16 protein-coding genes are annotated in these 22,349 nt (G+C 68.3%); 6 read left to right on the top strand and 10 right to left on the bottom strand.

Annotated elements, in window-relative coordinates; translation table 11 throughout:
* Positions 1 to 4: 4 nt before the first annotated feature.
* Together IDF66_RS12620 and IDF66_RS12625 are read right to left on the bottom strand one after the other, a co-directional pair.
* The gene (locus IDF66_RS12620) at positions 5 to 2,029 is read right to left on the bottom strand and encodes a CocE/NonD family hydrolase (protein WP_190267477.1); all 2,025 of its coding nucleotides are present in this window, start codon (positions 2,027 to 2,029) and stop codon (positions 5 to 7) included.
* Positions 2,030 to 2,132: 103 nt separating this feature from the next.
* Complete coding sequence (locus IDF66_RS12625) at positions 2,133 to 2,780, bottom strand: YqgE/AlgH family protein (RefSeq protein WP_164310066.1); 648 nt, start codon at positions 2,778 to 2,780, stop codon at positions 2,133 to 2,135.
* A gap of 51 nt (positions 2,781 to 2,831) precedes the next feature.
* Here IDF66_RS12625 and IDF66_RS12630 point away from each other — a divergent pair, with 51 nt between their 5' ends.
* Positions 2,832 to 4,163: an MFS transporter gene (locus IDF66_RS12630; RefSeq protein ID WP_164310067.1), complete on the top strand. Its 1,332-nt coding sequence runs from the start codon at positions 2,832 to 2,834 to the stop codon at positions 4,161 to 4,163.
* On the opposite strand, the gene IDF66_RS12635 is transcribed toward IDF66_RS12630, so the two are convergent.
* Entirely contained in the window at positions 4,123 to 4,758 is a 636-nt protein-coding gene (locus IDF66_RS12635) for a hypothetical protein (protein WP_317628674.1), read from the bottom strand. The two genes, IDF66_RS12630 and IDF66_RS12635, sit on opposite strands and share 41 nt — an antisense overlap.
* 13 nt (positions 4,759 to 4,771) lie before the next feature.
* Entirely contained in the window at positions 4,772 to 5,110 is a 339-nt protein-coding gene (locus IDF66_RS12640) for a hypothetical protein (RefSeq protein ID WP_190267085.1), read from the bottom strand.
* A 208-nt stretch (positions 5,111 to 5,318) separates the two neighbouring features.
* On the opposite strand from IDF66_RS12640, the gene IDF66_RS12645 reads away from it, so the two are divergent.
* On the top strand, positions 5,319 to 6,410 hold the full coding sequence (locus IDF66_RS12645) for an aminotransferase class V-fold PLP-dependent enzyme (protein ID WP_190267086.1): 1,092 nt from the start codon (positions 5,319 to 5,321) through the stop codon (positions 6,408 to 6,410).
* A 49-nt stretch (positions 6,411 to 6,459) separates the two neighbouring features.
* Here IDF66_RS12645 and IDF66_RS12650 read toward each other — a convergent pair whose 3' ends face one another.
* Both IDF66_RS12650 and IDF66_RS12655 read right to left on the bottom strand, forming a co-directional pair.
* Positions 6,460 to 8,001, bottom strand: a complete 1,542-nt coding sequence (locus IDF66_RS12650; protein WP_190267087.1) for a glycerol-3-phosphate dehydrogenase/oxidase — start codon at positions 7,999 to 8,001, stop codon at positions 6,460 to 6,462.
* Positions 8,002 to 8,014: 13 nt separating this feature from the next.
* A complete protein-coding gene (locus IDF66_RS12655) occupies positions 8,015 to 8,617 on the bottom strand; it encodes a TetR/AcrR family transcriptional regulator (protein WP_190267088.1) in 603 nt (200 codons plus the stop codon).
* A gap of 20 nt (positions 8,618 to 8,637) precedes the next feature.
* Here IDF66_RS12655 and IDF66_RS12660 point away from each other — a divergent pair, with 20 nt between their 5' ends.
* Positions 8,638 to 9,573 (top strand): YegS/Rv2252/BmrU family lipid kinase, encoded by a 936-nt coding sequence (locus tag IDF66_RS12660; RefSeq protein WP_190267089.1) that lies wholly within the window; start codon positions 8,638 to 8,640, stop codon positions 9,571 to 9,573.
* On the opposite strand, the gene IDF66_RS12665 is transcribed toward IDF66_RS12660, so the two are convergent.
* The 3 genes from IDF66_RS12665 to IDF66_RS12675 all read right to left on the bottom strand — a co-directional run bounded on the left by IDF66_RS12665 (position 9,548) and on the right by IDF66_RS12675 (position 13,276).
* A complete protein-coding gene (locus IDF66_RS12665; protein ID WP_223309433.1) occupies positions 9,548 to 11,254 on the bottom strand; it encodes a chloride channel protein in 1,707 nt (568 codons plus the stop codon). The two genes, IDF66_RS12660 and IDF66_RS12665, sit on opposite strands and share 26 nt — an antisense overlap.
* The gene (locus IDF66_RS12670) at positions 11,251 to 11,751 is read right to left on the bottom strand and encodes a MarR family winged helix-turn-helix transcriptional regulator (protein WP_190267090.1); all 501 of its coding nucleotides are present in this window, start codon (positions 11,749 to 11,751) and stop codon (positions 11,251 to 11,253) included. The genes IDF66_RS12665 and IDF66_RS12670 overlap by 4 nt, the downstream gene beginning before the upstream one ends.
* Before the next feature lie 88 nt (positions 11,752 to 11,839).
* Positions 11,840 to 13,276, bottom strand: coding sequence for a CCA tRNA nucleotidyltransferase (locus IDF66_RS12675; RefSeq protein ID WP_164310073.1), 1,437 nt, complete (start codon positions 13,274 to 13,276; stop codon positions 11,840 to 11,842).
* A 135-nt stretch (positions 13,277 to 13,411) separates the two neighbouring features.
* Between IDF66_RS12675 and IDF66_RS12680 the strand changes: the two genes are divergently transcribed.
* The 3 genes from IDF66_RS12680 to IDF66_RS12690 are packed head-to-tail and all read left to right on the top strand — an operon-like array spanning position 13,412 to position 21,397.
* Positions 13,412 to 14,620 (top strand): NUDIX hydrolase, encoded by a 1,209-nt coding sequence (locus tag IDF66_RS12680; RefSeq protein WP_190267091.1) that lies wholly within the window; start codon positions 13,412 to 13,414, stop codon positions 14,618 to 14,620.
* Entirely contained in the window at positions 14,613 to 17,381 is a 2,769-nt protein-coding gene (locus tag IDF66_RS12685) for a DUF6049 family protein (RefSeq protein ID WP_223309434.1), read from the top strand. Before IDF66_RS12680 ends, IDF66_RS12685 begins: the two co-directional genes overlap by 8 nt.
* On the top strand, positions 17,378 to 21,397 hold the full coding sequence (locus IDF66_RS12690) for a murein biosynthesis integral membrane protein MurJ (protein WP_223309435.1): 4,020 nt from the start codon (positions 17,378 to 17,380) through the stop codon (positions 21,395 to 21,397). Before IDF66_RS12685 ends, IDF66_RS12690 begins: the two co-directional genes overlap by 4 nt.
* A 13-nt stretch (positions 21,398 to 21,410) precedes the next feature.
* On the opposite strand, the gene IDF66_RS12695 is transcribed toward IDF66_RS12690, so the two are convergent.
* Positions 21,411 to 22,316, bottom strand: a complete 906-nt coding sequence (locus tag IDF66_RS12695; RefSeq protein WP_190267092.1) for a sterol desaturase family protein — start codon at positions 22,314 to 22,316, stop codon at positions 21,411 to 21,413.
* Positions 22,317 to 22,349 lie beyond the last annotated feature (33 nt).

The following is a 22,349-nucleotide window of genomic DNA, read 5'->3' on the forward strand; positions in this document are numbered from 1 at the left end:
CGCGCTATGAGATCGGCGTCGACAGCGGGAGGTTCACGAAGCTGGGTCGCTGCGGGTCGAGCTGGATGTGCTGCGGCTTCAGTTGCGACTCGTTCAGCAAGGGGCGCAAGGGAAGTCCGCGCGGCACGTTCATCGCGAACACGTCGACGCGCAACCGGTGGCCCGGCTTGATCAGCGCTTCGGTCGGCAACAGCCCGATGTCGACGCCAACCGGCGTCCCCGGTGTCACCGGCTGCCGCGAGGCCAGGGTCAGATTGTAGAACGGATCGATCACATCGCCATTCGGCGCGAACTGCGATCGTGACCGATCGTATCCGCGCAGCGACGCCATCACCTGTCCGGAACTGATCACCTTCGATGACCCGTCCGGCGCAACATCGTTGAGCGTCGCCGTCCAGTAACCATCGGTCGCATCCATGACCGTGTTGAGGTGCAGGTTGGTGTAGCCGGACACGCTGCGCGTCGTCCGCATCGGCGCGGTGGTGAACGTGAGCGCATTGCGTTCGGGGATGCGTGCATCCTCGGCGCAGAACGGGAACAGGGCGAGTGCACCGGCCGTCTGCTGTGCGGAATCCCGCGAGCAGAGCGTGAGGAGCCCGGGCGAGACGGTCATCCGCCCACGCGTCGCCGGGGTGGCGGTGGTCAGGCTCCCGTCCCGCACCGCATAGGGCGCGGTTCCGCTGCGCCGGTCACCGAGGTAGAGGCGCTGTCGCGACATCCCTGCCCGCGGGAACTGCTGTGCCGAGATCCACTGATAGCCGACCTGCTTGAGGTTGACCGGCCCGTAGGAGTCGACGTTGTTGTCGATTCCCTTGAGCCACTTGTCGAACCACGCCTTCTGCAGCACGTCCAGACGCGGAGGCGTCCCACGCCTGCCCTGCTGGCCGCCGCCGATCGTGAGGTGGTAGCCGTCGCCCATCATGAGCTGCTTGTGCCCTGGCGGCAGCGGGATCTTGTTGTACATCCGCACTTCACTGTTGGTGAACAGGTCGAACCAGCCGCCGTAGATGAAGGTGGGGGTGGTGATCCGTTCCGCGTTGTCCTGCCACGCCTTTCGGGGCTCGGAGTTGTCGGTCAGCAACTCGTCGAGTTGCGGCGGCACCGACTTGACATCGGGGGTCACCAGCGCCGCCAACAGCTGCGGATAGAACGTGAGTGGGTCGGAGATCCGGTCGGCCAACCATTTCCAGTCAAAGGTGCCGTTGAGCATCGACGCGACGTTCGGCACCATCTTGGTGGTGTTGACCAGCGTCAGCCACAGCGGCAGGAAGCCTGCGCCGAGTGCACCGCCGGGCGCGACGATGTCGCGGATGAGGTCGCCACCCGGTTCGACCGGGAAGATCGCCTTGAGCGCCTTCGGATTCTTGTTGGCGGCCTGGATCTGGTTGATCGCCGAATACGAGACCCCGGACATGCCGACCTTGCCGTTCGACCAGCGTTGCCGGGCCGCCCAGTCGATCACCTCGGTGGTGTCGGCCTGTTCGCGGCTCTGGAAGACATCCCATTTCCCCTGCGAGAAGCCCGTGCCGCGCACGTCCACGACCACCTGGGTGTACCCACTGCGCACCAGGTCGAGGTCGACCATGAAGGTCTTCGCGCCGCCGTCGCGGAGGGTGTTGGTGAGTTGCGAGATGTCGGCGAAGTCGCGGATCGGCGTGGCGACCTGGTTGACAGCCGTCACGAGCTGCCTCAGGAGCGGTTCGAGAACCGGATGTTGGGTGACCGCGGCGCCCACAGCAGTGATCAGCTTGGTGTACGGCGTCATGTTCACGATCACCGGATCGCGTTTGGTCGTCGCCCGACCGGCGCCGTCGGCGGGCCGATAGATGTTGGCGCGCAGTATCGTTCCGTCACTCATCCGGATCGGGACATCCCAGGTGACCGCGACCCCCGGATAGGGCTGCTTGCCGTCGTGGGACGCTGCCCACCCCGCCGCGGACGCACCCCCGCTCGGCGTCGAGGGCGCCGCGCCCGCCGTCGCCGGAACCACCAACATCGCCACGAGGATCCCGAAGATCCCGCTGATCATCCCCACCCGCACGCCATCGACCCCCGTCTGACTGGACCAAGCGTCCAAAACCTAGCAGAGACCGTGTCGCACGTCACCCACTATCGCGGATATGGGGATCAGCTCAGTTACGTGAGACGTCGATCGGATGCGAGGCGAGCAGCGGCCTCGGCCACGGTTGCCTGCGGAGTACGTCGCCCCACAGATCGGCGGTCGGCGGCACGAGCAGATCGGTGGCCAGTGCCGAGGCCAGCATCCAGCTGTTCTGTTCGAGCTCGCCGTCGAGCTGGCCGATGCCCCAGCCCGAGTAGCCCGCGAACACCCGGACACCGACGAGCACCTCGGACAGCGCCTCCGGATCACCATCGAGATCGACGAGTGCCACGCGGCCGTCCAACGGTCGGATGGCCTCGTACCCGCTGACGTCCGCGCCGAGTCTCACCACGCCGAGGCAGAGGGCGGCATCCTGCTTGACGGGGCCACCGATGAACAGCGCCCGGGGCGATGCCGAGAGATCCGACCACTGCGGCAACAGATTGTGCACGGCGGTCTGGCTCATCCGGTTCAGGACGACGCCGAGACTCCCGGCGTCGTTGTGTTCCATGACGTAGATGACCGTTCGGGCAAACGTCGGTTCGAGGAGATCCGTCGATGCGAGGAGCAGGGTGCCGGGCCGGACCCGACCGGCCGACGAAATGTCTCGCGCGGCATCCGGTGCCCCCTCCGAGTAGAACTCGGGGGTCGGTTCCTCTGAATCGTCGCCGCCGGCCACCCACACATCATCGCATGGCAGCGACGTTCAGGTCGGTAGTCTGGATCAGTGATGTCAGGCTTGCAGCATGCCACCCCCGGTATACGGGGGTTCGTTCGCTCGCTCGCTCATTCACCCGGCCTCGGGCGCCTTCTCGCGGTCCGCCTGACCAGCCAGATCACCGACGGTGTCTTCCAGGCCGCGCTCTTCGGTGCCATCCTGTTCAACCCCGAGCGGCACGCCGATCCGCTCGCCATCGCGGGCGGCCTCGCCGTGTTGCTGCTCCCCTACTCCGTGATCGGTCCGTTCGCCGGGGCGCTCCTCGACCACTGGGACCGACGCCACGTCCTGATGTACGCCAACGTGATTCGGGCCGTCATGATCGGGCTCGTCGCGGTTGCGATCGCCGCCGGGGCCACCGACACCATCGTGCTGATCGGCGCTCTTGCAGTGACAGGGGCGAGCAGGTTCGTGGCCTCGGGTCTGTCCGCGGGGCTGCCCCACGTGGCACACCGCGACGTCATCGTCGCGACGAATGCTCTGTTCACCACCCTGGGAGCGGGCATGCTCGCCGTCGGTGCGGGCATCGCCGCGGTGTTGCGCGCGCTGTTCGGCCCGGACAATTCCGGCAGCGCCCTGACCACCCTCGGCGGTGTGGTGATCGCCCTGATCGCCGGGGCCCTGGCCCACGGCTTCGCGCGACTCCAGCTGGGTCCCGACGAACCCGACGATCCGGGCCGCTCGGCCCTGCACGCGGTGACCGTCGGGTTGCTGCACGGCGCCCGGGCAGTCGCCGGGTCACGCACGGTGTCGGCCGCCCTCTCCGCGATAGGCGCCCATCGCCTCGTCTTCGGCATGAACACCCTCATGCTCCTGGTGATCGGCAAGCAGGCCGGTGCAGGCGACGGCCTCGCCGGCGTGAGCGTGGTCGCCGGGTTCACCGCGGGCGGCGCCCTGCTCGCGGCTCTGGTCACGCCCTACTCGGTGGATCGGATCGGCCGGAAGACCACCTTGATCGTCGCGTTGCTCGTCGGCGCCGTCGCAGAGGTCTCGCTGGTGACCTTCAACCCCGTGGTCCTCTGCATCTCCGCCTTCGTGCTCGGCCTCATCGGGCAGATCGCCAAACTCTGCGGCGACGTCGCCATGCAGGTGGACATCGGCGACGCGGTGCGCGGGCAGGTGTTCTCCGTTCAGGACGCCGTCTTCAACATCGCCTACGTCGGAGCGGTGGCGTTGGCGGCCGTCGCGATCCCGGACAACGGCAAGTCGGTGGGCCTTGTCGTCTTCGGCACCGTGCTCTACGTGATCGGCTCGCTCGTGGTCCGCGTCGTGCACACCCCGTACCACCCACGCCATGAGTCACTCAGCGACGATCGAATCCAGGCGAACGGGAGTCATAGCTGACGTCGGCCACCCCGTCACCGTCGTCGTCGATCAACACGTGGTCGAAGCGGCCATCACCGTCGTCGTCGACATAGAGCCGATGCGCCACCGGGATCCCGGCCCGGCGATCCCCCGTCATCTCGATGTCGGCGGCGCCGTCGCCGTCGAGATCCTCGGAGCGGACCACGACGGCATCCATCGTAGAGCCGGCCGGAGCGCGACGGGGCGACGGGACATCGACCCGGCCCGCTGCCTGCGGATTCTGCGGAGTGTGCCCGGCCGGTGATTCACCGACCGACGGATCCTCGGTCCGTTCACCCCACACCCCGGCACCGTTGTCGCGGTAGTGGTCGTCGGGGCGGCCGTCGTCGTCGGTGTCGATTGCGACGACATCGGCGGTTCCGTCGCCGTCGGTGTCCCACATCGCATCGTCTCGACGACCGTCGCCGTCGAAATCCAGCCGGACCGCATCGGCCGTCCCGTCGCCGTCGAGGTCGACATCCGCGGCCGACACCCACGACGTGGTGTGACCGTCGCCGGTTCCGAACAGGTAGTCGATGGCGGAATCCATACCGGTTGGACGCAGTGCGGGCATGGCGGGTTCCGGCCGCGCCATCGCACTCAATCGATCATGCGTTGTCCACCGGTTGCGGACGGGGATCCGCGGACCTCCCCGGACGATCCTCGGTGATCGTCATCCTGGGCCACGGTGGCTGGCGGAGGACCGCGGCGGAACCGAGGGCCGCGGCGATCAGACCGGTCATCACACCGATGAGAGCCACCCGTCCCTGATCCACCGCGGGCGTCCATGTGGTGGCCCCGTCGGTGACGGTGAACGCACCCACCGCCACCGGCCGGCCCCGAACGCCCTTGCGGGTGACCGGGATGAATGTCGTGTGTTCGTCGATGGTGACGGGATCACCGATGAGCGCACGGTCGACCGGACCGGCGGGTTCGCGATTGGCCATTGATTCTCCTTGCGCGCCTTGATGATCGTCGACACACTCCGATGCCCACAGGCAACACAATGGTAAGCGAGGCCGCGTCACGTCACGTGCCGAATCGGGCATGTGCACAGCGGGGATCCGGACCGGCTCCGATCCCACGATCGCCCGATGTCCGGCTCATCCGACCCGATCGTCGATTCGTCGGCACAAACCGGTAGGTTCAGGGTCTATGTACGTGAGCGAACTGGGTGAACAATGGCGCCGTGCTCGCCTCCGCCCGGAGATCGTCCACCTCGACTCGGCGGCCGCCGGTCGGTCGTCGAACGCGGTGATCGGCGCCATCTCCGCCCATCTGTGGCGTGAGACCGAACGCGGCTCCTACATCGCCGCCGCCGATCGTGACGACGAGATCTCCCGCGACAAGCGCGATCTCGCATCCCTGATCGGGCACACCGCCGACGAACTGGCCTTTCGCGAGAGCGCGCGGGCCGCCCTGCGTGCTCTGCTGACCTACTGGAACCTGCCGATCTCCACCACCGTGTGGGTGGCGAAGAACGAGTTCGGTCCCAACCTCGTCGAGTTCGAACGCCGGGGCTATGCCGTGCGACCGCTGCCGGATGCCGATGTGTCGGGGCATGTCGACACCGACGCGCTGGAGAACATGCTGCAGTTCGAGCAGCCCGACTTCATCCACATCTGTCAGATCGGCTCGGCCTCGGGTGTCGTGCAGCCGGTCACCCGAATCGTCGAGATCGCCCACGCCGCCGGGGTGCCGGTGGTGGTGGACATGGCCCAGTCCGCCGGACACGTTCCGACCGTGACCGGGGCCGACGTGGTCTACGGGACGAGCCGCAAATGGCTGACCGGACCACGCGGCGTGGGATTCGTCGCGGTCCGGAAGGACTCCCTGCGGCCCGTCGAGGTGGAGAGTTCGGAAGCGTTCGTCGCCGGCCGCCTCGGCCTCGGTGTCGCCGTGTCGGAGATGCTGACCATCGGGCAGCAACGCGTGTTCCGCGAACTGGCCGCGATCGGTCGCACCACCCGCGAGCGACTCGACGGTATCGCCAGCTGGGAGGTCCTCGAACCGATCGACGAGCCCTCGGCCATCACCACTCTTGCACCGCCCCCCGGCTGGGGGCCGTCCGACGTCGCGGCCGCGCGTGACAAGCTGCTCGGGCTGGGCATCCTGGTCACCTGCGCGGACTCGTGGCGCGCACCGCTGGCCACCGAGCAATCGGTGTTGCGGGTGAGCCCGCACCTCGACGTCGAGCGTGAGGATCTCGATCGCCTCGCCGAGGCCCTGAGGACGATGGGTTACTGACCGCGCTCGCCGGAGTGCACCCCGGTCGACGAGGGGTGGAGGGTTGGCCTCAGCAAGGCGAACTCAGCGCGGCGTCGACGATATCGGTGACCGCTGCCCGGGCCAGCTCGGCATCGGCCGCCACCAGTCCGATGCGGGTGCGCCGATCCAGGACGTCGTCGACCGTGATCGCACCTTCGTGGGTGACCGCGAACTCGACCTCTGCCCGGGTCACATCGAGCTCGCCCGCGATCGGATCGAGCGGCCGGGCCAGCCGCGCGGCAGACACCACCTTCGTTGCCTCCGAACCGAATCGATGGATCATCGAGGACGGCAGATCGATGTTGTCGGGAACCCCGGCCGCCCCGACCAACGGGGTGTTCGCCGTCACGCAGGCGCCTGCGGTGAGCCCGCCGGCCGCGATCGCCGCGTCCACGGCGTCCTGTGCCATGCGCCGGTAGGTGGTCAGCTTTCCGCCGATCACACCGACCAGGGTGCCGTCGGTCACCTGCACCCGGTGGCGGCGCGACACATCGGCGAGATCGCCTGTACTGCCGTCGGTTCCGTGCCCGGTGTCGATGAGCGGACGCAGTCCCGCGAAGCTGCCGATGATGTCGGCGCGGGAGACCGGTTGTTCCAGAGCGACATTCACCGAGTCGATCAAGAAGTCGATCTCGTCGTCGGACGGCTCGGGGACGTCGGGTATGGGGCCGGGTGCATCGACGTCGGTGAGCCCCACGTAGACGCGACCGAGCTGCTCGGGCAGGGCGAACACGAAGCGCGAGACCGAACCCGCGACCGGAACCGTGAGCGCGCCGGTCGGATGTCCGAAGGTCGCCGCGTCGAAGACCAGGTGGGTGCCGCGGCTCGGCCGCACCCGTACCGACGGATCCACCGTCCCGGCCCACACGCCGGTCGCATTGACCACCGTGCGCGCCGCCACGTCGAAGCTCTCCCCGGTGCGGGTATCCGTCAGTCGTGCACCGGTTCCGGTGACGTTGTCGGCCCGGGTGTAGGTGCACACGGTGACGCCGAAGGTGGCGGCGGTGCGCGCGATCGCGATCACCAGTCGTGCGTCGTCGACGAGCTGGCCGTCGGCGCTGGAGGCGGCGCCGCGCAAGTTCTGTCTGGTGACCGCCGGACACAGCGCGATGGTCTCGTCGGCGGTCAGTCTGGCCGGGGCGGGCAGGATGTCGGTCGGTGTACCGGCGACCCTCCGCAGGAGATCGCCTGCGCGGAAACCGGTCCGGATCAGGGCGGCCGAGCCCTTCGACCCGATGTCCGGAACCACCTGTCGCAGTGGGCGGATCAGGTGCGGTGCGATCGCGGTCATGAGGTGGTGGCGCTCGACCGCGCTCTCCCGCGCGATGGGGAGGTGGCCGCCGGCCAGATAGCGCAGGCCGCCGTGGACGAGCTTGCTGCTCCACCGCGACGTTCCGAAGGCGAGGTCGTTGGCCTCCACCAATGCCACCCGCAGTCCACGGGTCGCGGCGTCGAGCGCCACGCCGACGCCGGTGATCCCGCCGCCGATCACCAGCAGGTCGAGCGGCTCGGTCGGCTCGGCGAGCGCGGCCAGCCCGTCGCGACGACGATCGGCGTTCAGCACTGCCATCAGCTCGCCCGCATCAGGTTGCCGCCGGCAGGTCGTCGAGCGGACGGAGATAGGACGAGAGCGCGTGGTGGAGTTCATGGCTCCACTCGTCGCCGAGGATCGATTCGACCAGTGCCCGCGACTGGATGGATGACTGGGTGATCAGCAGGACCATCGCAGCCATCTTGTCGGGGTCGCCGTCGCGGACCTGCCCGCGCGCCTGACCGTTGGCGATCGCGTCGGACAGGATCGCGAGAACGCCCTGCTGACTCGTTCCGAGCCGGTCGAAGACATAGGGCATCATGAACTCGCGTTGTTCGCGCCACAGGGCCGAGACCAGTTCGTCGTCGCGCAGCGCGGCGACCACCCGCACCACGACGTCGACCGTGGCGTCGAAGTCGGCGGTGCGCAACGGCGTGACGTCGTTGACCGCGGCGACGACGCCGAGGACCTCCCGGGTCAGCAGAGCGCGGATGATCTCGGACATGTCCGGCCAGCGCCGGTAGACCGTGGGCCTGCTGACCCCGGCCTCGCGCGCGACCTCGGCAACGGTCACCTTGCGGCCGTTGTTGCGCACCAGGCATCGGCGGGCGGCGTCGAGCACCTGGTCCCTGATGTCCTCTTTACAGATTGACATGATATGTAACACTGTAACCCATGGGTTCCACATCCCACGGCCATCGGGTTCGTCACACGACGGTCCTGGCCAATCCGCACTCGCGACACGGCGCAGGCCGTGCGATAGCCGAACGTGCGGTCCGCGAGTTCGAGGCGCGGGGAATCGACGTGGAACTGATCATCGGCCGCGATGCGCAGGACGCCGCCGAACGGGCGGCCAAGGCCGCGCGCACCGACACCGATGCGATCGTCGTGGTGGGCGGTGACGGGAGCGTCCGGCTCGCACTCGAGGCAACCGTCGACACCGGAACCCCGGTCGGCGTGATCCCCGCAGGCACCGGAAACGACGTGGCCCGCAACCTCGGCATCCCGCTCGACGACGCCGCGGCGGCGGTCGAGGTGATCGCGAACGGACACACCCGCACGGTGGATCTCGGGCGGGTGACCTTTCCCGACGGCCGGTCGTCGCTGTTCGCCACCGTTGCCGCGACGGGCTTCGACGCGTCGGTGACCGCGCGCGCCATCGGGATGCCCTGGCCGAAGGGCCAGGCCCGCTACACCATCGCGGCGTTGCTGGAACTGATCGGTCTGCGCTCGCGCCACTATCACGTGCGTGTCGACGAGACGGAACTCGACGACGACATGGTCTTCGCGTCGGTGGGCAACACCACCTCGTACGGCGGGGGCATGCAGATCACCCCAGCGGCGTCGATGGTCGACGGATCTCTCGACGTCACGCTGGCCGTCCGTCCGTCGCGGTTCGCACGACTGACCGTCGCCAAGGTGTTCCCCACGGTCTTCTCCGGTCGCCACGTAGATCATCAGATGGTTCGTACGCTCCGTGGCCGTGAGATCGAATTCTATTGCGACCCACCGGCTCTGGTGTCGATCGACGGTGACCTCGTCGGCGAGCTGCCCGCGACCTTCGAAGTGGTCCCGAGCGCCGCGGTCATCTTCGCGCCGCCGGCAGAATGAGCTGATCCTCGCCCGCAGGCGTCGTCACACGGCGACGCGGCAGCGGTAGGTACCGTTGCCGATGTCGCGACTCGGTCAGATCGTGCAGCCTTGCGGTGAGGAGGTCGGCGGTCGTCAGCAGTCCGATCGGCCGGCCCCCGGCACCGAGAACGATGGCGCTGGTGGCACCCGCGTCGGCCAGATCGTAGGCCACTTCCCGCAGGGTCTGCCGCGGGTAGACGTGCGGAAGGCTGCCGACTTGTGCCGCGGCCTGGGCCAGGGCATCGGAATCGGCCCGCGCCACATCCGCGACCGTGAACGCCTCGAGCGGATCCGTGGAGTATTCGCGTGTCAGATGCTGCCCTCGGCGGGCGAGCTTCTCGGTCAGCACCGAGCGTTTGAGTATCAGCACTGACAACGCGTAGGCGGCGGTCGCGGACACCAGAAGTGGCAGCATCGCTGACCACGCGTGAGTCAGTTCGACGGTGAAGATGACTCCGGTGAGCGGTGAGCGCATGACACCACCCAGCACGGCAGCCAGTCCCAGCATCGCCCATAAGCCAGCAGTGGTGTGCGGCAGAATATTTCCCTCCAACGCACCGAGCGCCGCACCGATCATGAAGATCGGTGCCAGCACTCCCCCAGATGTACCCGAACCCAACGAGAGCGCCCAGATGACGGTCTTCACGGTCAGGATGCCGACGATCAGGCTCATCGTCGCGTGCCCCGTGAGGAGATCGTCGATCACGTCGTAGCCGACACCCAGTGCCCTCGGCTCGATCAGTCCGCCGATCCCGATCACGAGTCCGCCGATGGCCGGCCACCACATCCAGTGCACTGGCAATCGCGCGAACGCGTCTTCGGACCGGTACACCAGCCACGTCGCGGCGACGGCCAGCAGACCGCCGCTGAGTCCGATCAGCACGGCGCCGAGATCGACCGTCCACGGGAACACGTTCTGCGACATCGGGACTGCGAATACGGCGTCGGTGCCGAGGATGAACGCCCGCACCACGGTCGCGGTGGCGACCGCGGCAACAACCGGGATGAAACTTCTCGGTCGCCACTCGAACAGGAGTAGCTCCACCGCCAGCAGCACTGCTGCGACGGGCGAGTTGAAGGTGGCGGCCATACCGGCCGCGGCTCCCGACACCAGCAGCGTCTTGCGCTCGTCGGCCGTGATATGCAGATGCTGCGCGAGGATGGAGCCGATCGCACCCCCGGTCATGATGATCGGCCCTTCGGCCCCGAAAGGTCCTCCGGTGCCGATGCTCACGGCGGAGGACACCGGTTTGAGTACGGCCACCCGAGGTGAGATGGTGCTTCCGCGCGTCAGGATAGCCTCGATCGCCTCGGGCATTCCGTGGCCGCGGATCGCGGCGGAGCCGAAACGCGCCATCAACCCCACAACCACGCCACCGAGGACCGGTGCCGCGACGATCAACCACCAAGGATGTCCGTGCGCTCCCGGGGAGATCTGGTCGAATCGAAACCGTTGATAGAAAACAAGATTGGTGACGAGTCCGATCAGATGCAGCAGCACCCATGCAGCTCCGGCACCGAGCGCCCCCACGGGGATGGCCCAGGCAGTGACGAGGAGCATTCGTCGGTCGACTGCGAAGTCGCCGAGCGCCGGCCGGTCCGATCCGTCACCGTGCTCGTCACAGACGCCTTCCAACATGTCTTGTTTGATGGAGGTCATAACGGAAGCGGGCCGGTTTCGGATGCGTACTCTTCACCGACCCCCTGATGCATGGCGTGTAGGCCGTCGACCAGACCCGCGCGCACATCGGGCCCGAGTAGGGACAGAATCCTGGTCAGTTCGTCCTTGCGCCACTGCAGCACGCGTTTCACCAGTTCGTGCCCCGCCGTTGTCAGATCCAGCGTCACCACACGCCGATTGGTCGGTTCCGAACCCCGCTCGAGGTATCCGGAATGCTGCAGCCGGTCGGCCAATCGCGTCACCGACGATGCCCCGACACCGAGAGCGTTCGCCACCTGTGCTGACGAACTCGGCCCGATCACCGCGAGGGTCCACAGCATCCGGAACTGAGCGAGTGACACGTCGCCGGTCGTCGCCGCTACGCTGCGCAACGCGATACCGACGAGGTCGCGGGTCGCCAACTGCAACGTGTCGACGTCGGACGCGGTCGGGCCGTCCAGCCGATCCCGCGGGCCAGGCCTCCCATTCGTTTGCATTTCAGAAGTATTGCATAATGCAAGTGTTGCCTAGTGCAAGGGCCTGCTGGCGCCCGCCCGGGACCGGTGATCCGCCGGGTGACTCCCGCTAACCCTGCTCGCGCCACCACTCCTGGAGTGCCTCGACGGCCTCCTCATACGAGAGTGGCCCGCGGTCGAGCCGCAGCTCCTTCAGGTATCGCCATGCCTCGCCGACCTTCGGGCCCGGAGGCAGTCCGAGCAGCTCCATGATGGCGTTGCCGTCGAGGTCCGGTCGTACGCGGTCGAGATCCTCCGCCGCCTTGAGATCGGCGATCCGCCGTTCCAGATGGTCGTAGTTCTCCTGCAGACGCCGCGCGCGGCGCTTGTTCCGGGTGGTGCAGTCGGCCCGGACGAGTTTGTGCAGTCGATCCAGGAGGGGTCCGGCATCACTGACATAACGTCGGACCGCCGAGTCGGTCCAGGTGCCGTCGCCGTAGCCGTGGAACCGCAGGTGCAGGAACACCAGGTTCGAGATGTCCTCGACGACCGCCTTCGGATACTTCAGAGCCCGCATCCGGCGGCGGACGAGTTTGGCCCCGACCACCTCGTGATGGTGGAAACTGACCCCACCGCCGGGCTCATGGCGACGGGTCGCGGGCTTACCGATGTCGTGGAGCAGGGCCGCCCATCGCAGCACCAGATCGGGATCGCCCTCCTCGAGGTCGATCGCCTGCCGCAGCACGGTCAGCGAGTGCTGGTAGACGTCCTTGTGCTGGTGGTGTTCGTCGATGGTGAGCTTCATCCCCGGCACCTCCGGGAGCACACGCTCGCCGAGGCCCGTGTCGACCATCAGGTCGATGGCCTCCAGCGGATGCTCACCGAGGATCATCTTGTCCAGTTCGGTACGGACACGTTCGGCGGTGATCCGCTCGATCTGCGCCGACATCTCGGTGATCGCGTCGGACACCCTGGGCGCGACCCGGAAGCCGAGCTGCGAGACGAACCGGATCGCCCGCAACATCCGCAGCGGGTCGTCGTCGAAGGACTCCTGCGGGGTGGCCGGGGTGTCGATGATCCCGGCCAGGAGCGCGGTCATCCCGTCGAGGGGGTCGCAGAACTCGGCCGGACCGTCCGCCCCGACCCGGACCGCCATCGCGTTGATGGTGAAGTCGCGGCGCACCAGATCGTCGGCTAGCGATTCACCGAAGACCACCTCGGGATTACGTCCGATCCGGTCATACGCATCGGACCGGAATGTCGTGATCTCGACCATGTGCTCGCCCTTGCGCGCACTGATCGTGCCGAACTCGATACCGGTGTCCCACTGGGCATCGGCCCAGTCGGACATCAACGCCGAGACCTGCTCGGGCCTGGCATCTGTGGTGAAGTCGAGATCGCCCGAGAGCCTGCCGAGCACCGCATCCCGCACCGACCCGCCGACCAGATACAACTCGTGGCCCGCGCCCGCGAACGCCGCGCCGAGCGGTACCAGGACGTCGGAGAGGCCCCGCAACGTCACCGCCGCTGATGCCAGCAGACGGGTACGGCGTTCGGGCTCTGTCACGGCATGCCAGCCTACCGCTGCCAGGTCCGGCGACCACAAATCGTCGCCGGGCCCGCAGACAGGACCGGCCGCCACCCCGCCGCCCACGGGGCCATCCGGGCAAACAGCAGGTGACCAACGGCTAGCATCGAGAGCGTGTCCGCCGATCCGTCCACCGACCCCTCTGACGTCTCCTCCGACGTCACCGCGGGTGGTCACGGTCCCGGCGATGTGACGCACAACACCTCATCGGCGCGACCGGACGCCGGTTCCGGCCGGCGCGTCACCCCCGCCGATCTGGCTCGGGGATCGCACGGCACCGCATCGAGTCCGGCCACCGCGGCCACCCCGGAGGAGACCAGCCCCGGGCAGGCCCGCCGAGGACGGCGGGGACGCCGGCGGCGCGGACGACGACCGTCGGTGGCGCCGTCGGGCAGCGATACGCCTCACAGCGCCCCCGACGACACTCCCCCGCGTCCCGTCGAGCGCCGCGACGCGCCCAAGCCCGGGCCCATGCCGAAGCGGCCGACAGATCCCGAGCGGCTCGTCGGCGACGACGACGAACTGCACCCGACCCACACCAGGGTCTCGCCGCCGAAGCCGTCCGATCTGGTCGCGGTCACCGCCAAGATCACCAAGACCGGCCTCACCCATGCGGTCGGCTCCGACGGCGCCACGACCGCAGGCAAGTCCAAGAACCGCCGCCGGACGGGTACCCGGCCCGACCGCGGGCAGGGCCAGGGGCAGGAGCGCCTGCGCACCGTACGCGAGACGTCGGCGGGCGGGCTGGTCATCTCCGACCTCGACCTCCCCGTCGATGAGCTCTGCGCGGCACTCATCGGCCGGATGGACCGGCGCGGCCGGATGATGTGGTCGTTGCCGAAGGGCCACATCGAGACCGGGGAAACCGCCGAGCAGACCGCGATCCGGGAGGTCGCGGAGGAAACGGGCATCAACGGCACCGTCGTCGCGCCGCTCGGAAAGATCGACTACTGGTTCGTCAGCGAGGGCAGACGTATCCACAAGACCGTTCACCACTATCTTCTCCGCAGCATCGGGGGCGAGCTGTCGGACGCCGATTACGAGGTGAGTGAAGTGGCATGGGTGCCGCTCGCCGAACTACCCCGCAAGCTCACGTACTCTGACGAGCGGCGACTGGCCCGCATGGCCCGAGGCGTCATCGCCGATCTCGCTGCCGACCCGAACCGGTTGGCCCAGTCCGAGGCCGAGAGCATTCGCACCGAACCCAACGCCTATGAGAGAGCCGCAGCCGCACGCAACCAGCGCCGCAACGAACCGCCACCCCCGTCGCGGTCCCGTCGGCGCAGGCGGCGTCCCCGGCGCCCACCGGCCGGCGATGCCTGACCGCCGGGTGAACAGACTCCTCGCTCCCCTCCGTCGATTCGCGCGGATCTCCGCCGCGATCTTCGCTGTCCTGACGATCGCGCTCCTGTCCGCGGCGCCGGCGGCCGCCGCGCCGGACGCATCGGCCGCCTCGGACGGCGAGATACCGGACGACTTCCTACGGCTGGCCATCGACACCATCACGCCGTCGCTGGTCACCAGCAGTGGTGGTTCCGTGGTCACCGTCTCGGGGCACCTCGAGAACATCGGGGACCGCCAGCTGCACAACCTGTCGGTGCGGCTCGAACGTGGCGATCCCGTCGCGGACGCCGCGGGACTCCGCAGCAGCCTCGCCGTGACCCCCGTCCCGGTGAGCGCCGCCACCCCGTTCCGGCACATCTCCGACGACCTCACGCCGGGCCGGTCGATCCCGTTCACCGTCACGGCCCCGCTGTCGGGCAGCGGCGGCCTCGACATCCAGCGCACCGGGGTGTTCCCACTGCAGGTGAACGTGAACGGTCTCCCCGACTACGGGAATCCGGCCAAACTCGCACAGTCGCGCACCCTCCTGCCCGTGCTGTCCCTGCCACCCGATCGTGGTCGGGCGGCAGGGTACGTCGATCCGACCACCGATGCGGAACAGGCCGATCCGCGTGACACCGATCTCGGCGCGGACGGCTCGGTCTCGGCCAACCTGTCGAGCCCGGCACGGTTCACGATGCTCTGGCCGCTGGCCGCACCGCCGCAGCTCACCCCGGGCGTGCTCGGCGGACAGACCGAGCAGGTCCGTCTGGTGGGCGAGGACCTGGCCAGATCCCTCGAACCCGGTGGCCGGCTCAATGTGCTCCTCGCGGCGGCACGATCGGTCGCAGGAGAATCCGAGTCAGCCGACAACGATTCGGCTGCCTCCGGATCCGAGGCCGTGACGAGCGGCAACGGAGCGTCGAAATCCGCCGAATCGGCCCCACCGTCGTCCGGCGGCGACAACAACTCCCCTGATACCGGCAACTCCGACGACACCGGCACCTCGACCGATCGGAAGCCGTCCAAACTCGAACAGAGCATGTGCCTGGCCATCGATCCGGATCTCCTGGTGACCGTCCGGTCGATGTCGCTCGGATACGGGGTGTCGAGCGATCCGATGGACCCGACGTCGTCGACCACCACGGGCTCCGGGCAGGCGGCCGCAGTGCAGTGGCTGACCGAGTTGCGTCAGCTCGCGGGACAGATGTGTGTGGTGGCGTTGCCGTTCGCGCAGTCCGATCTGACGTCGCTGGCCCGCATCGGCAACACCGGCCTCACCACGGACGCCCTGTCGACGCCCCCCGACGTCGTCGACGCGATCCTCGGTGTCCGTAGCGTCCGCGGCATCACCATCCCCGCGCTCGGGGCCCTCGACTCGACGGGCGCAGGCGTGTTGAAGTCGGCATCCGTCGGGAAGGCCGTCACGTCGACGAGCAGCGTGGCGACCGCCCGCCCGGGCGCCACCGGGCAGTACCGGGTGGGCGACCTGCGCGTCCAGTCCACCGATGCGCCGGTCTCGGCGTCCCTGGCCGGCCTCGGTCCTGCCCCGTCGACGACTCCGCTGACACCGCCCGACCAGGAGGTGTCGTTCGCCGGTGAGTCGGCCGCGGGCAGGCGGCAGGCCGCGGTCGCAGCGCTGGCGTATCAGTCGATCGCCGCGCCCGAACCTGTCGAGCGCGGGCGGGCGCAGCCTCGACTGCCCGCCGCCGGACGCAGCGCCTTCGTGATGCCACCGACCTACTGGGCACCGTCCACCGACGACACCAACGCGTTGTTCACCACCGCCACCCTCCTGCTGGAGTCCGGCGCAGCGACACCCACCTCGCTCACCGACGTCGTCGGCGAACTCGACCGTGCCGACTCGACCGCGCGGTTCGTGAGACCACCCGGCGTCGCGTCGCTCGCATCGCTCGGCGTCGCGGTGTCCGACCGGGTCGCGACGACGATGCGTGACAACGCCGAGTTGTCGTACCAGTTGCAGGCCTCGCTGATGCAGTCCGCCGACGTCGCCGCCACTCCCGAGCGGTACATGGCGCCGCTCCGGGAAGACCTGTTGCGCGCCATCCGGACACCGGATCGGGCCGGTGCCGCCGAGCGGGCCGACATCCGCACCCAGCGCGCGGCCAGGGTCACCGCATCCGGCGGCACCCTGCAGCGGATGCGCAACGCCGTGACCATCCTCGATCCCGGTGGGAGGTACACGCTCGCGTCCGAGCGCAGTCCCCTGCTGCTGGTGGTCCGCAATGAGCTGTCGCTGCCGATCCGGGTGCGTATCAACGTCGCCGCGCCCAAGGAACTCGACGTCGGCGACATCGGCGTCATCGAGATCCCCGCCCGTGGCACCCGCCAGATCCAGCTGCCCACCCGCGCGGACAGCTCGGAGGCCGTCACCGTCACCATCGGTATGTCCACCTCGAGCGGGGTCTCCCTCGGCTCGCCCATCCGGCTGTCGGTGCATGCGAATGCCTATGGAAAGCCACTGTTCTGGATCACGATCGCTGCGGGTGTCGCCCTCGTGCTGCTGACCGCGCGGCGCCTCTGGCACCGATTCCGCGGCGAACCCGACCCGGCCGACGATGACCGTCCCGACCCCGATGACCACGAACGATTGCTTGCCGGCACCACCTATCAGGAGCGTCGCCGTACCCTGCATCAAGAGATGCTGCACGCAGAGGCCGACCCGGAGACAGAGCACCCCGAGACAGAGGATGAGGCACCGCCCGCGACGACGGGCCCGACCGACCGAGACACACCATGACCGACCAAGGACCACGCGAACCGCGCCGCGCGTCGCCCCGCCGGATACCTCCCCGCGGGGCTCCTGAACGACGCCCCGCCGCCGGTCCGCCACCGATGACGGGCCCGGTGGCCGACCAGCCACCCCTCGCCGGCCGGCCCTCCGGTCCACCGGCATCCGGTCCCCGCGCGCCTGCACCACGGCCCGCCCCGCCCCGCCCCGCGCAGGCCAGGCAGCAGGCGCCGCCGCCACGGTTCATTCCGTCGCGGCCACCGGCCGACACGCTCACCGACACCGGCGAGCGGCCTGCGCGTGACACCGGCACCGGCGCGAGCGCCACCACCGGGCTCTCGCGCGATTCCGACTCGAGCATCCTCAAGACCAGCGGCTCCATCGCTCTGGCCACGCTCACGAGCCGCATCACCGGGTTCATCCGAACGGTGCTGGTGCTGGCCATGCTCGGACCGGCCATCGCGTCGGCCTTCCAGGCCGCCTACGTGCTGCCGAACATGATCGCCGAGGTCGTCCTCGGTGCCGTGCTCACCGCGATCGTGATCCCGGTGCTGGTCCGTGCCGAGGCCGAGGACGCCGACGGCGGACGCGGGTTCATCAACCGCATCTTCACCCTCACCCTGGTCACCCTCGGTACGGCGACGGTCATCGCGCTGATCGCCGCGCCACTCCTGACCTTCCTCAACGTCGGCGACGGGGACGTCAACCGGCCACTGACCACCGCGCTGGCCTACCTGCTCCTACCGGAGATCCTGTTCTACGGACTGTCCGCGCTGTTCATCGCGATCCTGAACATGAAGGGGTTCTTCAAACCCGGCGCCTGGGCTCCGGTGATGAACAACATCGTCCAGATCGCAACGCTGGTGCTGTACGCCCTGATGCCCGGCGAGATCACGCTCAACCCGGTCCGGATGTCGGATCCTCAGCTCCTGGTGCTCGGCATCGGCACCACGCTCGGTGTGGTGGTCCAGGCATCGGTCCTGGTGCCGTGGCTCAAGCGGGCGGGGGTGCGGCTACAGCTGCAGTGGGGACTCGACGCACGCCTGCGCACCTTCGGGAACATGGCCCTGGCCATCGTGCTCTACGTCGCGATCCTGCAGGTCGGGCTGGTCATCACCTACCGCATCGCCGCACACGCCGACGCATCGGGTATCAGTGTCTACGCCACGCACTGGCAGCTGCTCCAACTCCCCTACGGCGTGCTGGGCGTGACGATCCTGACCGCGATCATGCCCCGGCTGTCACGCAACGCCGCCGCCGACGACGATCGTGCCGTTGTCGACGACCTGTCGCTGGCCACCCGGCTGACCATGGTCGCACTGGTGCCCGTGGTCGCGTACATGACCTTCTTCGGCCCGGCCATCGGCATCGCGGTGTTCAACTTCGGCAAGTTCGACGCCGACACCGCCTCCCAACTCGGCTCGGTCCTCGCGTGGGGTGCCTTCACCCTGATCCCCTACTCCATGACGCTGGTGCAGCTGCGCGTGTTCTACGCGCGCCAGGATGCCTGGACGCCGACCGTGATGGTCCTCGGCATCACGATCGTCAAGGTGGCCGCCTCCTACCTCGGGCCGGTGCTCTTCTCCGATCCCGAGTTGGTGGTGCGCTGGCTCGCATTGTCGAACGGACTGGGATATCTGGTCGGTGCCGTCGTCGGCCACTACCTGCTGCGCAACCGCCTGAACAACGCCCGTCTCACCGATGTGTACCGCACGACGGTCATCACCCTCGGCGTGTCGATCGGTGTCGCTGCGGTCGTCTGGGCGGTCGCCAACCTGTCGGGAATGCATCTCCTCGCCACGGAGGTCGGCAAGCTCGGCTCGCTCGTCTATCTCCTCGTCACCGCGGTCGTCGTCCTGGGCGTGACCTATGCCGGACTTGCCGCGGCCAAGGTTCCCGACGTGGTTTCGATCGGAATGTCCGTGCGGCGCATGCTCGGTCGGTTCATTCCGGCGCTGGCACCACCGCCGAGTTCGGTAACAGAATCGGCACCGACGATCACGGTTCAGTTTCCGCGGATCACTCCGGACGAGTCGCTCCCGTACTCTGGTCAGGTACAGGTGCTCCGACGATTCGACCGGGGCACAGCCACCTGGCAGTCGTACTCGGTTCACAGCGGTGGAGCCGCACGCCTTCGTGATGGCGGCGAGATGCGGGTCCATTCGCCTCGCGATATGCGCTACCGCAGGAGAGGAGCTCGGCGCTTGAGTGACAACGAGATCGGTACCACACAGGACACCGAGATCATCCCCGACGCCCCGACCTCCGACGGCGGTTCGGTGACCGTCGACGAGAAGCCGGACCGACCACGCGGTGACGAGGTCGACACGTCGGCGACATCGGACCGGCCGGGCCCGGATTCCCCTGACTCCGCGCAGCAGGCGCCGACCCGAACCACACCCAAGGGCGAGAAACCCTCCGACACAGACAAATCCGACAAGGACGCGGTTCCCGTCAAACGGCCGCGGCCGCGCGGCCCCCGCCTGGTGCCCGGTGCCGCCGTTGCCGGTGGCCGCTATCGACTGCTCGATCACCACGGCGGATCCCGCGGCCTGCAGTTCTGGCGCGCACTCGACATCAACCTCGACCGAGAGGTCGCCCTGACCTTCGTCGACGCCGAGCAACTCGCACCTCCCCCGGAACGTGGTGAATCGGCCAAGGTGACCGACGAAGGTCCGCAGGCCGTGCTGTCCCGGACATTACGGCTGGGGCAGATCTCGTCATCCGGGGTCGCACGTGTGCTCGACGTGGTGCGCGGCTCGTCCGGCGGCATCGTCGTCAGCGAATGGGTACCGGGCTCGTCGCTCAGCGAGGTCGCACAGTCCGGCCCGTCCCCGATCGGCGCCGCTCGCGCCGTCCGGGCGCTCGCCGCCGCCGCGGAGGCCACCCATCGATCCGGTGGAACGCTGTCGATCGATCATCCGGATCGCATCCGCATCAGCACCGACGGCAACGCGGTGCTGGCATTCCCGGGCACCCTCACCCCGGACGACAAGTCCTCCGACGTGCGCGGACTGGGCGCCGTGCTCTACGCACTGCTCCTCGCCCGGTGGCCTCTCGACAGCGAGACCGGATCGACGCTGGTCACCACCGACGACACCACCGAACCGGTCGGTGGGCTGCCGATCGCCGCGCCCGGCAAGGACGGATCGCCTATCGAGCCGCGCCAGGCGCGGCCGGAGACCCCGTTCGAGATCTCCGCGGTCGCGGCGCGCGCCCTCGACGGCAGTCGCGGTATCCGAACTGCGGGCACCGTCCAGCACGTCCTCGACCAGGCCACCGTTCTCGACCTCAACACCGACATGCTGCCGGCCATCGACGCCGACGCGGCGCCGGTCGCGATGGGATCGAAGTCCGATCGTCCCTCCGGCTCCGGCGAGGCCGACAAACCAGGCAGACGCAACATCGCGCTGCTCGTGGGCGCCGGGTTGTTGACTCTGTTCATCGTGCTCGCGCTGGTGATATGGGCGACCAATCTCTTCGGATCCGACGACGGATCGACCGATATCGACTCGATCCTGACCACCACATCGGCGCCACCGTCGCCGAGTGCCGCCGCTCCGCCCGCACCCACCCCGGCCGCGGCGGGACCCATCGCACTCCGGAATGTGTCGCTGGTGGATTTTTCGGGTCAGCCGCCCGACAACGCGTCGAACCTGCAGAACGTGATCAGTGGCGCTGCCCCGCCGTGGCAGACCGACAGCTACCGCGGGTCGGCGAACTTCGGCGGACTCAAGCAGGGGCTCGGGTTGATGTTCGATCTCGGCGGCCCGCACGCGGTGAAGTCGGTGACCATCACGACGCCGACGCCGGGTTTCAACGTCTCGATCCGCACCTCACCGACCGCCCAGCCCACGCTCGCGCAGACAGCCGAGGTGGCGGCCGGACCGGTTTCCCAGCCCACCACCACCATCACGATCCCGAACCCGCAACAGAGCCCGTTCCTGATGGTGTGGCTCACCTCGCTGCCCCCGGGTCCCGGCGGCTTTCAGGCCAAGATCGGCAAGATCGAGATGACCGGGTGACGGTCAGTCCGGATCAGTACGGCCGGTGATCCGGCCGCCAGCCGGGCGGACCGAACACATGGCCCAGGCGCGCCCGCAGGCCGTCGGCCGTGCGCACGTCCCGCGCGATCGCGCCGTACTCATGAGTCTGCAACCGCCAGATGTTGTAGGTGTCAACCGGTTTGGTCAATCCGTACGTTGGTCGGTAGGTCTCGGAGCGGAAGGTTCCGAACATCCGGTCCCAGATGATGAAGGTTCCGCCGTAGTTGCGGTCCAGGTAGTCGGCGTCGCTGCCGTGGTGTACCCGGTGATGTGACGGCGTGTTGAAGACGAACTCAACAGGCGCCCAAAGCTTTCCGATGTGCTCGGTGTGAATCCAGAACTGGTAGACCAGGTTCAGCGAGTACGCCGCGAACACCAGGGCGGGTGGCACGCCCAGGAGGGGGAGTGGCAACCACATGACGATGCCCGCACTGTTGTTCCACTTCTGGCGCAGCGCGGTGGTGAAATTGAAGTACTCGCTGGAGTGGTGGGCCTGGTGGGTGGCCCAGACCAGCCGGACGCGATGGGCCATCCGGTGCTCCCAGTAGAAGAGGAAATCCAACCCGACGAACGCGATCAGCCAGGTGTACCAGGCGTTCGCCGGGAGCTGCCAGGGTGCGAGATAGGCGAAGATCGCCGAATACGCGAGCAGCGCGGTCATTTTCCATCCCGCACTGGTGGCGATCGAGACGAGTCCCATCAGGAGGCTGGCACGAGAATCTCGTGCGTTGTACGAACCGCGTGGCGCCGGGACGCGTTCGTCGTGTTGAGACGGACGGTCCGTCGCGGTGTGATCGAGTTTCCAGGCCGCCACCCACTCGAGCACCACGAGGAGCACGAAGAACGGGATCGCGAGCACGGTCGGCTCGCGCATCGCCTCCGGTAGGAAGTCGAGCATCGGTTCTCCTGCTGGTCCGTTCGGCCATCTGAC

Source organism: Gordonia hankookensis, from assembly GCF_014673215.1.
GTDB lineage: Bacteria > Actinomycetota > Actinomycetes > Mycobacteriales > Mycobacteriaceae > Gordonia > Gordonia hankookensis.